Origin of the sequence: Ensifer sp. Root31 (genome assembly GCF_001424825.1) — a bacterium.
GTDB classification, from domain to species: domain Bacteria; phylum Pseudomonadota; class Alphaproteobacteria; order Rhizobiales; family Rhizobiaceae; genus Ensifer; species Ensifer canadensis.
In genome coordinates this window covers 380,216-394,494 of record NZ_LMCO01000006.1, presented here as the reverse complement: position 1 = coordinate 394,494, position 14,279 = coordinate 380,216, and the positions used below count along the sequence as shown (strand labels likewise).

Sequence of the window (14,279 nt, the reverse complement as noted above, 5' to 3'; positions counted from 1 at the left end):
AGAGAAAAGGAAAGCGGCCCGCCAATGCATAGAATTTCAGGCGCTATGAAATAATTGCATAACAGCCCTGGGTAGATCCGTTGAACGTCCTCAAGCCTGAAGGACCTGCGCCCCTCGGCCGCACCGGCGAAACACTTCGCTGTGGGGACCTTGAGAACGGTTCGTTGCGCGCGAACGTCGATGCTGAGACGGGAAAGTGTCCAGCGTGTCGTTTTGCATGCCAAGGCGGCATCACGCCTTTGCCGAACGACAGCGGCGCGCGTCAAAGATGACGCGCGCCGCTGTAATGTGCTTCAGTCGTGGTTACGAGCGCTTTTGCAGCGTCGCATAGACAACGTTGCGGTTCTCCCCGAACGTCACGTGCGACTCGAAGTTGGTGCCGTCGACGCTTTCGTTGACGATGCGCCACATGTCCGATTGCGAGCGCAACAGCAGCGCCCAGTTCATGAACGTCTCCATATAGCCGTCGACGCCGATGTCGGTCGCGAAATTGGCGAAGAGGAAGACGCCGTTGGGTTTCAGCATCTGCAGGCATCGGCGGGTGAGCTTCACTGCCACGTTGTGAGGCAGGTAGTCGTAAAGCCCCGCCGCATAGACGAAGTCGAACTTGCCGAGTTTGTGAGCCCGGGTGAGAATGCCACGGACGGAACCGTCGATCGCTTCAACGCTGGTTCCTCGAAAATCCCTGGTGATCGATCCGACACTGAGCGGGTCCTGGTCGAGCGCGACCCAGCGCTTTATCCGCCCTTCCTGCAGCGCAACCGACCGGTTTGCCTCGCGCAGATGCCCGGCGGCAATCGTCAGGATCTCTGCCTCCCCGTCGCGTGTCGCCGCGATCTCATCGACATGTTGGGTCAGCAGGTCCCGCCGCTCGCGCACAGCAACCGACGACGAAGCGTCCTTGGTATAGTCGTAAAGCGCCTTGCCCACCGGCGACGCCTTGGCGATCTCGCCGGCAACGCTTGGATGGCCGTAGATGAAGTCGAGCAGTTGGGCGTCGCCGGAATAACCCCGCGGCTTTTCGCTGGACCAGCGGGTAAAAGGGTCCTGCAGGAAAAACTCCGACACCGGATGCTTTTGTGCGATCGGAATCAGTTCCTGCCATACGCTCGGATGAAACTTCGCGCGCGTCTCGTGAAGTGCGGCCGCCAAGCGATGTATTATCTTCCGGGGATCCAGTTCCTGGGCAAATTGCTGCTGTGCAATTTGGAGAATCAGGGCGAGTTCGGCTTTTCCTGTTGCAAACTGCTCATCATAAAACTCACTTCTTGACGAAGTGAACTCGGTTGCGATTGATTGGGGAGTAATAAGACTTTCGCCATCGAATACGATTTGAAGCTGGCTCACGCAAAACCCATCCGTTAATGCTTTGTTAACAATGTGGGCAAGAATGCGCGAACTGCGTCTCGAATTGCAAGTTTTTGTAGAGTATATGGTAAATACTGGCGGACAGTACCCATTTGGATACACCCCTGCACCGGCCGTCAGTCTCGGCTAATTTATCAAAATTTAATGGGCGTCCTCTACTATGTCGTTGAGGCCGCTTGTGCTTGTTGTGGTATCCAGTGAATGGCAAGCGTGGAGCGTCTGAAGCAACGTCCAGAGATGGAAAGACGAGACCAGATTTCCGTTGAGCGCGACGCAATTCCCCGGACCGGTGCATGAAGCAAACCTTGGCCGACGTCGTTGAGATAGATCTGCACAAGCAGCCACTCAGGCCGCTGCCGGCGGAGCTGCGCTTGCTCTATCGCCAGGAAGGTGAAACGACCCGCAGGGAAGCGACGAGAAAAGGGCTCTGGATCGCCGTCGCGGTCTATCTGCTGTTTTCGATTACCGACCTGCTGCTGATCTCGGATGTCGCCCGCTACACGATTGCCTCGCGCTTTGTCGTCGGCGCAGTTGCGCTTGCCGTTCTGGAAATCCAGGTCCACTTCAACGTCAAGACGGACTGGCTGGACAGGACCTGTTCGGGCGCGCTTGTTTTCGGTTATCTCGGCTGGCTCATTCCGGCAATGATGACCGCATACACGCAGGACATGTCCTACTACATGATCTTCGGTGCGATCTTCATGATGGGCGCCAACCTGTTCTTCATCTTCCAGTTCCGCCTTTCGGTGATCTCATCGAGCATCATCCTTGGCGCATTTTTCCTCGATCTCCTCTATTTCTCGCCGCAGAACCCGTCCTACCAGCTGGCGTTCGGCACGTTCTACGTCTCCTGTTTCGTGTTCACCTCCTACGTAAACTGGAAGCTCAACCGCGAACGCTACAAGGTCTTCCTCAATGCGTTCGAGGCGAGGGTCCAGCAGCGGGAGGCGACCGAGCGCGGCAAGGCGCTGCTCAGGCTCTCCAACACCGATTCCCTAACCGGTCTCGACAATCGTCGGGCGGTAGACCAGAAGCTGCGGGAATACTGGAGCGACTGGCAGAAGTTCGGCGACCGTTTCGCCGCGATCCTGATCGACGTCGACTTCTTCAAGAAATACAACGACTGCTATGGCCACCAGGAAGGTGACCGCTGCCTCATTCTCGTGGCCAACACGTTGAGGGAATCGATCGAGCAGTTCGACGCGTCCATCGGCCGATACGGCGGCGAGGAGTTCATCATTCTTGCGCGCATGGACACGCGCGAAGAGGCCGCCGATCTGGCCGACGCCATCTGCCGCACAGTGCAAGACCTTGCGCTGGTGCACGGGCAACGACGGGATGGCACGTCCATCGTCACGGTCAGCGTCGGTGCCGCGTTCACCAGGCATCAGGCGGGCTCGAAGCTCGAACGGATCATCCACGAGGCGGACCGGGCGCTTTACGCAGCAAAGGCAAGCGGACGCAACTGCGCCAAGCTGTTTGATCCGAACGACCCGCAAACCAGCGACGAGAGCGAGAACATCGCGGCGCTGTTGAAGATCGCGACCGACCAGGATCTCGTCTCCCTCGTCTATCAACCGATCAAGAATGTTGCGACAGGCCGCGTCGAGGCCGTCGAAGCGCTGATGCGGCTGAGAATGCTCGATGGGACCGCAGTTCCGCCCAGCCTTTTCATTCCCGTTGCCGAGCGTACCGGCGCCATCATCGACCTCGGACGCTGGGCGATCCGCACGGTCTGCCGCGAGCTTCTCGCCAACGATCATGTGCCTGTCGTCAGCGTCAATGTCTCGCCGATCCAGCTGAAGACGCCGGGCTTCGCCACATCGGTTGCCGCCATCCTTGGTGAAACGGGAGTGGCCGGCGGCCGGCTCGCTTTCGAAATTACCGAGGGCCTCGAGATGGAGATGCACTCGGACGTGCTGCGCTGCATCAGCGACCTCGAAACGCTGGGCATCCGGATCTGGCTCGATGATTTCGGCACCGGCTTTGCCGGCCTTTCCTGGCTCCGGCTGATCGATTTCGATACGGTCAAGATCGACCGCTCGTTCCTTCATGACTGCGGCACGCCAAGGGGCAAGGCGATGCTGAAGGATATCATCGGCCTGGTCCGGAACCGTGGCCACAAGATCCTGGTGGAAGGTGTCGAAACCGAGGAGCAAATGGCGCTGGTGCGAGAGTTCCGCATCGACCATGTTCAGGGTTTCCATGTCGGCCGCCCGGCTTCCGCCGCGAGCTATCGCACGGCGGCGGATACCGGATCGCGCCCGGCGAGCCTCGTCAGACCGGGATAAAGCATGTCGCCCGAAAGTGCGCAGCGGTTTCGGGACAACGACACGCAAAAGAACAAGAACGTAAAGTGCAGAAAGCGAACCCTAAGGATCGCGACGCGCTCGGCTGACCAAAAACCGTTTGCCTCCTCGTCGAAGCCGCAGGCACCACGCTCAAAACAGCGATTGCTGAGCAGGCTCCGGCGGACCGAGGCGCACGCCTTCGAGCTCCAGCATGCGGATCTTCGATGTCGAGCCGCCCGGAGCCGAGAAACCGCCAACCTTGCCGCCGGCGGCCAGCACCCGGTGGCAGGGAATGATCAGTGCCACCGGGTTCTTTGCCATCGCCTGGCCGACATCGCGCGCGGCTTCAGGGCCGACGCCGAGTTCCTTTGCCAGGGCACCATAGGTGGTGGTCTGTCCCCAGCCGAGCCTGCGCGCGGCAGCATAAATCTGCTTGAAGAATGGGTCCTGCCCTTCGAGGTCGAGCTGGATATCGGAGAAATCGACCTGTTCACCGTTGAAATAGCGTCGAACCGCGGCAACCGCTTCGGCAACTTCCGGCGTCGGCGTGCCCGGTTCGCCGGCAGCAAGCCGGCGCAGAAGCAAGCGCTCGGTATCCTCAGCCTTCTTGGTCGGCAGTTGGAAACGGGTGATGCCGACGCCGTTCCAGGCGATGCCGCAGAAGCCGGCAGCGGTTTCGAAGATAAGATAGTTGTGAACTGTCTGCGCCATCTCACCGTCCTCGCATTTTCATACTCGATGAAAATCGTGCGGAAGGCGTTCGAATTCAACCCGTTTCCTGCGCGCAGCCGTGGTCGCCAACAGATTGCGCGCCATGCCGGCGCCGGATAATCCCCAAGGGCAGCAGCGCTATTTGGCTTCTATCATCTTCGCCCAGCTTGCAGCGCGCTCAGCGGACTCGATCAGCACCGCTTTCGGCGCTTTATACCATTCGTTCTCCGGCAGACCGCGCCGGTTGCGCACGAAGGCGATCGCCGCATCCAGCGTCGGAAACTCGGTCGGCAAGGTCAGGTGCAAAAACAGCGACACGACAATGACCGAACGCGAGCGTCCGCCGCGGCAGTTGATGAGAATGTTGCCCATCTCCCGGCGCGGATAGGACGGCTTTTCCGGCAGCACCTGCTCCAGTGCCGCACGCAGGATATAGTGAGCGGCCAGCATCTGCGTGTCGGGATTACCGCCACCATCGATCAATCCGATCTTGTAATAACGGATCTCGCCCGGGCCATAGACGCTGCCCTCGTGATCGGACACCAGCTGCGCCTGCCGGACGAAATTGAAATCGAGATTGACGGCGCAGTTGACGACGGTGGTGATGCCGTTCTGTCGGAGCAGATTGAGATCGCTCGTGCCCTCCTTGCCGGCGATGTAGATATCGACGCCATAAAGCGGGTGCTGTTGGTAGACGAGGCTGAGCTTGGCAAGTTCGGCAGACGGTTGCGCCTTCGTCTCGGGTTCCTGGCTGATGTTCAACTGCTGTCTCCGCTGTCTTTTCAGTTTGCCGCCGCGGCAATGCGTTTTTCCGAGATCGCCCGCGCAACGCGCCGCAATGTCGGATAGTTGGCGCCGGCGCCCGTCGCAATGTAGCCCGGGCACATGAAGTCGGGCGCATCCGCCGGCACCTTGCCCAAGGTCAGCGGCTCATATCGGCCGCCGGCGTTCTTCAGGATCAATGTCGCCGCCGCCACGTCCCAGGAGTTGACGCCAAAGCCGGTCGCAGCATCCGCCCAGCCCGCAGCCACATGGGCGATGCTGAGAGCGGCACTTCCCGGCCGCCGAAGGGTCGAAAACGTCTCGACGAATTCCCCGAGATTGGCGAGTGCCATTTCCCGGCCGTCGAGGCGAAAGTCACGGGAGACGGGATAGCCGGTGATCAGCGTTGCCCGGTTCTCTTCCTCGACCGCTTGCGAGGAGATACTTGCTCCATTGAGATAGGCTTGTTCGAGATCGGCAGAAAACATCAGGTCAGCGACCGGGTCATAAACGACGCCGGCCACGACGCCACCCCTTTCGACGGCGGCGATAGACACGCACCAGAAGGCCAGTCCGCGCGCGAAATTCGAGGTCCCGTCGATCGGATCGACATACCACTGGATGTCGCCATCGCCCACCTGTCCGCCCTCTTCGCCGAGCATGGACGAATTGGGCTCGTGCGCAAAAATGAAATCGCGAATGGTGACTTCGGCGCGCTTGTCATGGATGGTCACGACATCATGCAGGTCGCGCTTGTAGTCGACGACCATGTCCGACCGGAACGCGCTCAGCAGCGGTTCGCGCACGGCATTGGCCGCTCCACGGGCAATCTCGACGAGGCGCTTCGACCGCTCCAGTCGTTGTTCGGGGTCAGCCGCCGGTGAGGTCGCTGCGGGAAGGCGCTTTTCCATGTCGTGCGTATCCATTCTTATCGAGAAAGTGCCGGCGCGCCACCCGGTGGCGCACCGGCTTTTGTTCACTTGGTGTAGTTCACACGCCAGAAATCCTGCCACTCCTCGCGTCGGTCAAAGTCCTCAAGACCGGTCGAGGAATTGTAGCCGAACAGGCGGTCGGCGACCGTCATCAGGCCGGACGGCTCGTCGGCCGGCATCTTGATGTCGATGTTGGTCGGCAGCTTGCCGTCCTTCATCTGCGGCGCGATGCCTTCTTCCGTCAGGATGTAGTGGATGAACAGCTTTGCCGCGTTCGGGCTCTGCGTCTTCGTCGCAATCAGGCCAAGCTTGACGTAGCTCCAGCCGACCCAGGGATTGAGATCCTTGCAGATGCCGAGCTTGTACCCCTTGCCCTCGTTGTCGCGGAATTTTGCCGACGAGAGCAGGCCGAAGAAGGGCTCCTTCTGGCCGGCAGCACCAACGGCTTCGGCCACTGGATCATCGCCATCGGTGACGAGCGGCGCGTTCTGCGCCAGTGCCTTGATCCAGGCGGCCGACGCGCTCTTCTCCTCGGTCGCAAGGTCCTTGCCGAAATGGCTCTTGTAGGCACCGGCAACCTTGTCGTCGGCGTGTTTCTCCATCTGGTTGAACCAGTCGGTATAGGTGCCCTTGGTCAGCGGATCGACGAGAGCAACCTTGCCTTTCCACTTCGGTTCCGTCAGCTCCCAGATATTGGCGACCGGGCATTTGTCGTAGGCTTCGGTGTTATAGGCCCAGACGTTGGCGTTGGTCGAAATCGCCAGCGGATTCTGGAACTCCGCCGGGATTTTCGCGATCATGTCGGCCGGCAGGTAGCTTTCGACGAACTCCTGCGGCAACAACTGCGCGAGTGCTGCCGGCGCGTCAGTGATCAAGGCGACATCGCCCTGAACGTTGCCCGCCTGGCTCTCGCGGATGATCATTTCCAACTGGCTGTTCGCCGACACTTTGACGCCCGTCGCCTTGATACCGTATTTGGCCGTAAAGCCTTCGGCCATCTCGACGATCTTGCCGGTGCTGTCATAGACGTTGATCGGCTTTTCCGTCTTGGCCGCGGCAATCAGCGCGTCGAGATCGAGGCCGTCGGCGGCATGGGCTTGCGCCGAAAGCAGGCCGGCCGCAACTGCGACCGCTGCCATCGTCATATCACGCACTCTCTTTTTTTCCGTTTTCATCGCTTCCCCTCCCAAGGAAACAGCACTCGGTGATCGGCACCGCCCGTCGCGTCATTTTCGGTGGTTTATTCTCCAAAGGTCCTGCCAGGCCTCGCGCTTGTCGAGGTCGTCGCCGGCGGTCGCGGCATCGAAGGCCATCAATTGATCGAGATACTTCGCGACGCCCGAGGGTTCATCGGCCGGCAGACCGATCGTCGAATTGCCGGAGATCTTTCCGTCTTCGGTCTGGGGTGCAATGCCCTCTGCCGTCATCAGGTAACGGACAAACAGCTTGGCGGCATTCGGGCTCTTGGTCTGGCCCGCGATCAGGCCGAAGCCCGGATAGAGAAATCCGGAAAACGGCTCGACGCCGGCGCAGATACCGAGTTTAAGGCCCTTCGTGAGGTTGTCGCGATACTTGGCCGTCGAGGTGATGACGAAGAACGGCTCGGCTTGTCCCGGGGCGCCGGCGGCGTTGGCGACCGTTGTCGAATCCGCCAGAAGCGGCCCGTTTTCCGCAAAGGCCTTGACCCAGGCAGCTGTGGCACTTTGGCCGTTCGTCTCCAGCTTCTTGCCGTAAAGGCTTTCATAGGCCCGCGCGACATCGGCGTCGCGATGCGTCTCGATCTGATTGAACCAGTCGGCATATAGCGGCTTGTCGAAGAGATCGAGCATCGCCAGCTTGCCGCGCCACTGCGGCTCGGTCAGCTGCCAGATGTTGGTCACGGGGCACTTGTCGTATTTCTCGGTGTTGTAGGTAAAGACGTGAGGGTCCGAGACAACAACAAGAGGATTGCGCTGCGCTTGCGGAATATCCTTGGCGAGATCCGGAGGCGTCCAGCTGGTGGCGATACCTTCCGGCAACAGCTGTCCGATTGCCGATGCCACGTCAGTCGCGACGCTCACGTCGCCGAGGATATTGCCGGCCTGGTGCTCGCGGATCATCAGCTCCACCTGCGTGGCTTCGTTGACCTTCTTGCCCGTCGCCTGCACGCCGTATTTTTCCGAGAACTCCTTGGCCGTATCGACGATCTTACCGGTGACGGCATAGACGGTGATCGGCGGCTCCTTCTTTGCCGCCTCGATCAGGGCGCCGAGGTTGAAGGCTTCTTCAGCCTTCGCCGGCCCACAGGTCAGTGTCATGGCAGCAAGGCTACCTGCGACCGCCCAGGCTAATGGGCGGTCGCGCAACGCGCTGCGTTTCATTTCCATCATGTCGTCACTCTCCCGGCTGAGCCATCACTTCTGGTAGTTCACCCGCCAGAAATCCTGCCAGGTTTCGCGCGCATCCCAGTCGTCGAGGCTCGTGTCCATCTGGTAGGGCAGAACCTGGTCGAGAACCTTGCCGATGCCCGAGGGTTCGTCAGCCGGAAGTGCCACATCGGTATTGGTCGACATCTTACCATCGACCGCCTGCGGCGCGATGCCTTCCTCCGTCATGACGTAGTGGATGAAGAGCTTGGCGGCGTTCGGGCTGTTGGTGCCCTTGGTGATCAGGCCGACGCCCGGATACATCCACCCGAGCCATGGCTTCAGATCCGTGCAGAGCCCGAGCTTCATGCCCTTCTCCGCATTGTCGCGGAACTTTGCCGAACTCATCAGGCCCATGAACGGCTGCGACTGGCCCGGCGCTCCGACGGCATCGGCTGCCGCGGCGTCGGCATCGGTCAGCAGCGGCGCGTTGGCGGCAAGCGCCTTCACCCAGGCCGCCGTCGCGCTGCCATCGTCGAGTTCCAGGTCCTTGCCGTAGAGCTCCTTGTAGGCGGCGGCGACCTTGTCGTCGCCGTGCTTTGCCATCTGGTTGAACCAGTCGACATAGGACGCCTTGCCGAGCGGGTCCTGCATGGCGACCTTGCCCTTCCACTCCGCGCCGGTCAGCTGCCAGATGTTGGTCACCGGGCACTTGTCGTAGAGTTCGGTGTTGTAGGCCCAGACGTTGGCGCTGGTGACCACCGTCAGGGGATTCTGGTACTGCTCCGGAATCTTCGACGCCATGTCCGGCGGCAGCCAGCTCTCGGCAAAACCCTGCGGGATCAGCTGCGCCATCGCGGCCGGCGCATCGCTGATGATCGAAACGTCGCCCTGGATATTGTTGGCGCGTGCCTCGCGGATGATCATCTCGAGCTGCGCCGACGCCTTGACCTTCGATCCTTCGGCGGCGACGCCGTATTTGGCCGAGAACGCCTTGGCCATCTCGACGATCTTGCCGGTGCTGTCATAGACGGTGATCGGCGCTTCCTTCTTGGCGGCCTCGACCAGTGCGTTCAGGTCGAAGGCGTCCTCAGCCATCGCCTGCCCCGCCAAGAGGCCGGCAAAGGCCGTCGTCCATAGCAGGCAACGGCTTTTGGTGTCTGCCGTTCCATTCTTCCGAAAATGCATCGACTGCTCCTCCTCAGTAAGCGGTGTTCGTCTTTCGGTTGATACGATCAGTAATTTCGTCAGTTCAGCTTCGTGCTGCGCAGCAGCTTGTCGGCCTCGGCAATGCGTTGGCCGTCCTTGTCGAAGACGTGCAGCGCCTCCGGCGGCGCGAAGAAGCGGACCTTTTCTCCAAGCTCCAGCCGCGGCAGCGCATGCGTCGTCAGGAACAGCGTGTGGCTGTCGCTCTTCAGCTCCAGGATCCAGCTGCCGCCCGTCGGCAGAATGCCGGTGACGACCATCTTGCCGCTGAAGCTTCCCTGCGGAACGTCTTCCTTCCTCGTGGCGTAGCTGAGCGCTTCGGGACGGATGCCGATGGAACCGATGCCGCGCAGGCCGGGATAGCGGGCGGAGAGGTAGGCTTCCGCCTCCTTGGCAACATCCGACGTGTCTTTCTTTTCGAAGGACAGGATGTTGATCGGCGGGCTGCCGACGAACTCGGCGACGAAGCGGTTGGCCGGGCGGTCATAGATGTCGTTCGGCGTGCCCATCTGCTGCAGCGTGCCTTCGTTCATGACGGCGATCGTCGTTGCCAGCGTCATCGCTTCCCACTGGTCGTGGGTGACGAAGACGATCGTCGTCTTGAATTCCTTGTGCAGGCGCTTGAGTTCGGCGCGCATTTCAAGCCGCAGCCGCGCATCGAGGTTCGACAGCGGCTCATCGAGCAGCAGCACGCCCGGATTGACGGCAAGCATGCGGGCAAGTGCCACGCGCTGCTGCTGGCCACCCGAAAGCTGCGACGGATAGCGGTCGCGGTACTTGGCGATGTCGAGCGCCTGCATGACCTTTTCGACACGGGCCTCACGCTCGGCCTTCGGCAGCTTGCGCAGCCGCAGACCAAAGTCGGTGTTGCGCTCTATGGTCAGATGCGGCCAGAGCGCGTAGCTCTGAAACACCAGGCCCATTTCGCGCTTTTCCGGTGGCACGAAGACGCCGTCGAAGATCGAATCGACCACCCGGTCGCCGATGCGGATCTCGCCGCCCGACAGGTTTTCCAGCCCCGCGATCATCCGCAACGTCGTCGTCTTGCCGCAACCCGATGGGCCGAGCAGGCACATGAACTCGCCGTCGCGGATTTCCAGATCGAGGTTGGAGACGGCATTGGCGGAATTGACGCCATAATTCTTCTGGGCGCCGCGCAGATTGATAGTGGGCATCAGCTTCCGAGTCCTTCTGCAAGATTGGTCTTGGTCAGCTTCTGGGCTGCCAGAGTTCCGAGATAGGCGATGGCGGCGATGATCAGCACGACCGCGTTTGCCGCCTGGGTGTAGTGGTAGTCGACGAGCCGCAGCGAATAGGTCGTGAGAACGTCGGTGCTGGGCACGGCGAGGATGACGAACAGGCTGAGGCCCTTGATGCCGGAGATGAACGGCAGCAGCACACCGGTGACGAGTGAGCCCTTCTGGATCGGGATGACGATCGACATCATGCGGCGGAACCAGCCGGCGCCGGCGATCTGGGCCGCCTCTTCCGGATCCTTGCCGAGCTGGGTCATGGCCGAGATCCCGGCGCGCGAGGCGTAGGGCATCTGGTCGGCCATCAGCGCCAGCACCAGGATGGTGACGGTGCCGTAGAGTGCCGGCATCGGACCCCGGGGAACCGCAAAGAGCGAGAGATAGGCGGCGGCAAAGGCAATGCCCGGCACCAGATAGGGCAGGAACGTCACCTGGCGCAGATAGACAGACAGGGCTCTGACCGGCGTGCGGATGACGACATAACCGACGAGCAGGCCGAGAATGCCCGAGGCGATCGAGGCGAGGCCGACGATCATCAGCGTGTTCTTGGCGGCCGCCCAGAGATCGGGGCTCAGGAGCACGCCGGTCTGCAGCGCTACGGTATGAAGGTCTCGGCCGATCCAGTAGTCGAGCGTGAAGTTGTCGAGGGTGAACTGTGCCGGCAGCTTCATGACCGTCGACAGGAACAGGGTCAGGAGAGGCAGACCGACGCTCAGCATGAAGATCGTCGCGGCGAAACCCGTTGCCGGAAGCCTGAGCTTGCCGAGGCGGCTTTGCCGGTTCATCGAGCCCTTGGAGCCGATGGTGACGAAGCGGCGCGCTTCACGCACCAGCCGCGCGTCGATCATCAGGGTGATGATGCCAATCAGCATGATGGAGGCGGCGACGACACCGGCGACACCCGTCTGGCGCGAGGCGATGCTGCGGAAGAGCGAGGTGGAGAGCACCTCGAACTTGACGGGCAGGCCGAGCACATAGGGCACGCCGAATTCGCCGAGGCACTTTGCGAAGATCAAGATCATCGACGACATCAGCGCCGGGCGCATCAGCGGCAGGATGATCTGCATTGCCACCTGGTAGCGCTTGGCGCCGAGGATGCGGGCGGAATCCTCCAGCTGGGAATCGAAGCGCCTAAGCGCCGAGCCGAACAGCAGAATGACGAAAGGCGTATAGTGCAGGGCGAGAATGATGGTGATCGGAAAACGGCCATAGGCGACCCAGTCCGGCGGCGTCCAGCCGAGAGCCTCGAACCAGCCGGGCTGGCCGCCGACAGTGCGGTTCTTGAACAGCGTGGTCCAGGCGAGCGCGAACGTCCATGCAGGCAGCATGTAAGGCACGATCAGGGCGGTCGCGAACCAGCGCCTTCCGAACATGTCGGTGCGGCTGATCAGCCAGGCGAGAACGGTCCCGATCAATAGCGACAACAGGATCGCGCCGACTGCAACCGACAGCGTGTTGAACAGTGGCCGCCAGAAGAGATCGACGGAGACAGGCGAGGTAAATGTCCTGTCGAGATAGTACAGCGTCAGGTCGCCAAAATCCTTGCCGAGCCGGCGCTCATGTCCGAATTGCACGCGCACGGAATCGAGCACGATGGAGATGATCGGCACGACGATCAGGTAGGTGAAGAGCAGCGCCGTCAGCACCCCGATCAATGTCGTCGGCTCCCGGGAGGCGACCTTCAACCGATATCGCCAGACTTGCCAGGACGAGGGCACAGCGGCTTCACCGCCCGCTGCCCGCGGCGCCTTCGCTGAATCACTTAGAAAAGCCATGCTCTTTCCCCTTGAGACCTCGCCTCGCAACACGATCCGGCTATGCGCCGGCGCCTTGCGGACGAGCAAACATGCGAACGGGGAGATCAGGGAAAGCCGCGCAGGCAGCCGCCCCTGCTCCATGTCGAGCAAGGCAACCCGCCGCGAGAACGCGATATCTCGTCATCGATCCAATCCTCCCTGTTCGCGACCGACCCCGATCAACGATCCTGTCCGGATCGGGCCCGACGGCATCCGGCCACTCCTCAGAAGCCGGCGCCATCATCACGAACATAGACGGAACAAAAATTCCATTTCGTCACCGCCTATGGAATGCATGATCCATTGAGAGGTCGCGCTTGTCAACAAAAAAATGCACACGTGCGCAACGATTTATCGCTTTGATTTTATTGCATATTTTTCTCAGATGGATCCGCTTTTTTCGAACACGTGGTCATTGCCTCGCGACTGGCCAGCGAAGACGCTCCGGCCGCATAGGGAATGGCGAACTAAAACAGCCGGATTTCCGGCGGGCGCGCAGCACTCAGGCGACATCACCACCTGCAGAGCCAAAGGATACTTTTTCGTTGGAATGAACCGGCATTTGTGGCCCAGATAGCCGCGAGCTGATTCTTTGGGGGAAACCATGGCACGAGGGTTCGTCACGGCCGAGGAGGTCGCAAAACGCGCGGGTGTTTCACGCTCGGCCGTCTCGCGCACGTTCACGCCGGGTGCCAGCGTCTCGCAGCCTGTCCGGCGCAAGGTACTGAAGGCGGCGCGCGAACTCGGCTATCGAGTAAATCGGCTGGCCCAGGGGCTGAACAACGACCGCTCGAACCTGATCGGCGTCGTGGGCACCAACCTCAGTGCGCCCTTCATTTCCAAGCAGCTCGATCTCTTGAGCATCGGCCTGCTCCGGCGCGGGCTCCAGTGCCTGCTGTTGAACGCCGCCGATGCGCGCAAGGATATCGCGCCGCTGATCGAGCTGCTGTTTGAATTCCGCGCCCAGGCGATCGTCGTGCTTTCGGGCGAGCCGCCGTCCTCGATCGTCGATGAGTGTATCGCCAATGGCGTCCGGCTGATCCTGGTCAATCAACGGCTCGATCGCACCGATACCAACATGGTGCTGAGTGACGATTCGCACGGGGCGGACCTGGCCGCACTCCGGTTGATCGCGGCCAAATGCAAGAAGGTTGCGGTCGTCTCCAGTGCCAGCCAGACGCCGGCACAGGTTCGGCGAGCGACTGCGTTTACGCAGCGGATGCAGACCGCCGGGATCGAGGTGGTCGCCTGGTCGGACGGGCCGACGAGCTACGAAAGCGGCTATCAGGCCGGTTGTGACCTCTTGCGCGACAAGCGGATTGACGGAGCATTTTGCGTCACTGATCTGCTGGCGCTGGGTTTCCTCGATGCCGCTCGCATCGAAATGCATCGCCGTGTGCCGCAGGATGTGTCTGTCGTTGGCTTCGACGATATTCCCCAGGCGAGCTGGAAGAGCTATGAGCTGACCACCATCGAGCAGTCTCTATCGACATTGACCGCGAACGTCCTGACGGCGCTCGAAACCGATGAGCCCGCGACCCGGCTGCAGGTGGTGCCCGTGTCGATGATCGAGCGCAAGACGGTGCGTTAGTCCCTCCTCCAGGCGCGCCTCTCG

11 protein-coding genes are annotated in these 14,279 nt (G+C 61.2%); 2 read left to right on the top strand and 9 right to left on the bottom strand.

Translation table 11 applies throughout. The features are described from left to right. Window positions 1-303: 303 nt before the first annotated feature. Complete coding sequence (locus tag ASD00_RS08725) at window positions 304-1,347, bottom strand: class I SAM-dependent methyltransferase (protein WP_025429949.1); 1,044 nt, start codon at window positions 1,345-1,347, stop codon at window positions 304-306. Window positions 1,348-1,661: 314 nt separating this feature from the next. Between ASD00_RS08725 and ASD00_RS08720 the strand changes: the two genes are divergently transcribed. Continuing rightward, window positions 1,662-3,659 carry an EAL domain-containing protein gene (locus ASD00_RS08720; RefSeq protein WP_057206100.1) on the top strand — a complete coding sequence of 666 codons (1,998 nt, stop codon included), beginning with the start codon at window positions 1,662-1,664 and terminating at the stop codon, window positions 3,657-3,659. Between the two features lie 150 nt (window positions 3,660-3,809). Here ASD00_RS08720 and ASD00_RS08715 read toward each other — a convergent pair whose 3' ends face one another. The 8 genes from ASD00_RS08715 to ASD00_RS08680 form a co-directional block, all read right to left on the bottom strand. Continuing rightward, a complete protein-coding gene (locus tag ASD00_RS08715; RefSeq protein WP_057206098.1) occupies window positions 3,810-4,370 on the bottom strand; it encodes a methylated-DNA--[protein]-cysteine S-methyltransferase in 561 nt (186 codons plus the stop codon). A gap of 138 nt (window positions 4,371-4,508) precedes the next feature. Continuing rightward, entirely contained in the window at window positions 4,509-5,132 is a 624-nt protein-coding gene (locus tag ASD00_RS08710) for a dual specificity protein phosphatase (protein ID WP_057206096.1), read from the bottom strand. A gap of 20 nt (window positions 5,133-5,152) precedes the next feature. Continuing rightward, window positions 5,153-6,043, bottom strand: a complete 891-nt coding sequence (locus ASD00_RS08705; RefSeq protein WP_082523488.1) for an inositol monophosphatase family protein — start codon at window positions 6,041-6,043, stop codon at window positions 5,153-5,155. 65 nt (window positions 6,044-6,108) lie between these two features. Next, on the bottom strand, window positions 6,109-7,203 hold the full coding sequence (locus tag ASD00_RS08700; protein ID WP_057206180.1) for an ABC transporter substrate-binding protein: 1,095 nt from the start codon (window positions 7,201-7,203) through the stop codon (window positions 6,109-6,111). A gap of 87 nt (window positions 7,204-7,290) precedes the next feature. After that, a complete protein-coding gene (locus ASD00_RS08695; RefSeq protein ID WP_057206178.1) occupies window positions 7,291-8,361 on the bottom strand; it encodes an ABC transporter substrate-binding protein in 1,071 nt (356 codons plus the stop codon). A 96-nt stretch (window positions 8,362-8,457) separates the two neighbouring features. Beyond that, window positions 8,458-9,597 (bottom strand): ABC transporter substrate-binding protein, encoded by a 1,140-nt coding sequence (locus ASD00_RS08690; protein ID WP_057206092.1) that lies wholly within the window; start codon window positions 9,595-9,597, stop codon window positions 8,458-8,460. 59 nt (window positions 9,598-9,656) lie between these two features. Next, window positions 9,657-10,790 carry an ABC transporter ATP-binding protein gene (locus tag ASD00_RS08685; RefSeq protein WP_057206090.1) on the bottom strand — a complete coding sequence of 378 codons (1,134 nt, stop codon included), beginning with the start codon at window positions 10,788-10,790 and terminating at the stop codon, window positions 9,657-9,659. Beyond that, on the bottom strand, window positions 10,790-12,643 hold the full coding sequence (locus tag ASD00_RS08680; protein WP_057206088.1) for an iron ABC transporter permease: 1,854 nt from the start codon (window positions 12,641-12,643) through the stop codon (window positions 10,790-10,792). The genes ASD00_RS08685 and ASD00_RS08680 overlap by 1 nt, the downstream gene beginning before the upstream one ends. Before the next feature lie 625 nt (window positions 12,644-13,268). Here ASD00_RS08680 and ASD00_RS08675 point away from each other — a divergent pair. After that, window positions 13,269-14,255: a LacI family DNA-binding transcriptional regulator gene (locus tag ASD00_RS08675; RefSeq protein ID WP_057206086.1), complete on the top strand. Its 987-nt coding sequence runs from the start codon at window positions 13,269-13,271 to the stop codon at window positions 14,253-14,255. Window positions 14,256-14,279 lie beyond the last annotated feature (24 nt).

Bases quoted from the DNA above. Each gene is read 5' to 3' on its own strand.
- ASD00_RS08720 (WP_057206100.1), top strand. From the start codon at position 1,662: ATGAAGCAAACCTTGGCCGACGTCGTTGAGATAGATCTGCACAAGCAG.
- ASD00_RS08715 (WP_057206098.1), bottom strand. From the start codon at position 4,370: ATGGCGCAGACAGTTCACAACTATCTTATCTTCGAAACCGCTGCCGGC.
- ASD00_RS08705 (WP_082523488.1), bottom strand. From the start codon at position 6,043: ATGGAAAAGCGCCTTCCCGCAGCGACCTCACCGGCGGCTGACCCCGAA.
- ASD00_RS08700 (WP_057206180.1), bottom strand. From the start codon at position 7,203: ATGGCAGCGGTCGCAGTTGCGGCCGGCCTGCTTTCGGCGCAAGCCCAT.
- ASD00_RS08695 (WP_057206178.1), bottom strand. From the start codon at position 8,361: ATGACACTGACCTGTGGGCCGGCGAAGGCTGAAGAAGCCTTCAACCTC.
- ASD00_RS08690 (WP_057206092.1), bottom strand. From the start codon at position 9,597: ATGCATTTTCGGAAGAATGGAACGGCAGACACCAAAAGCCGTTGCCTG.
- ASD00_RS08685 (WP_057206090.1), bottom strand. From the start codon at position 10,790: ATGCCCACTATCAATCTGCGCGGCGCCCAGAAGAATTATGGCGTCAAT.
- ASD00_RS08680 (WP_057206088.1), bottom strand. From the start codon at position 12,643: ATGGCTTTTCTAAGTGATTCAGCGAAGGCGCCGCGGGCAGCGGGCGGT.
- ASD00_RS08675 (WP_057206086.1), top strand. From the start codon at position 13,269: ATGGCACGAGGGTTCGTCACGGCCGAGGAGGTCGCAAAACGCGCGGGT.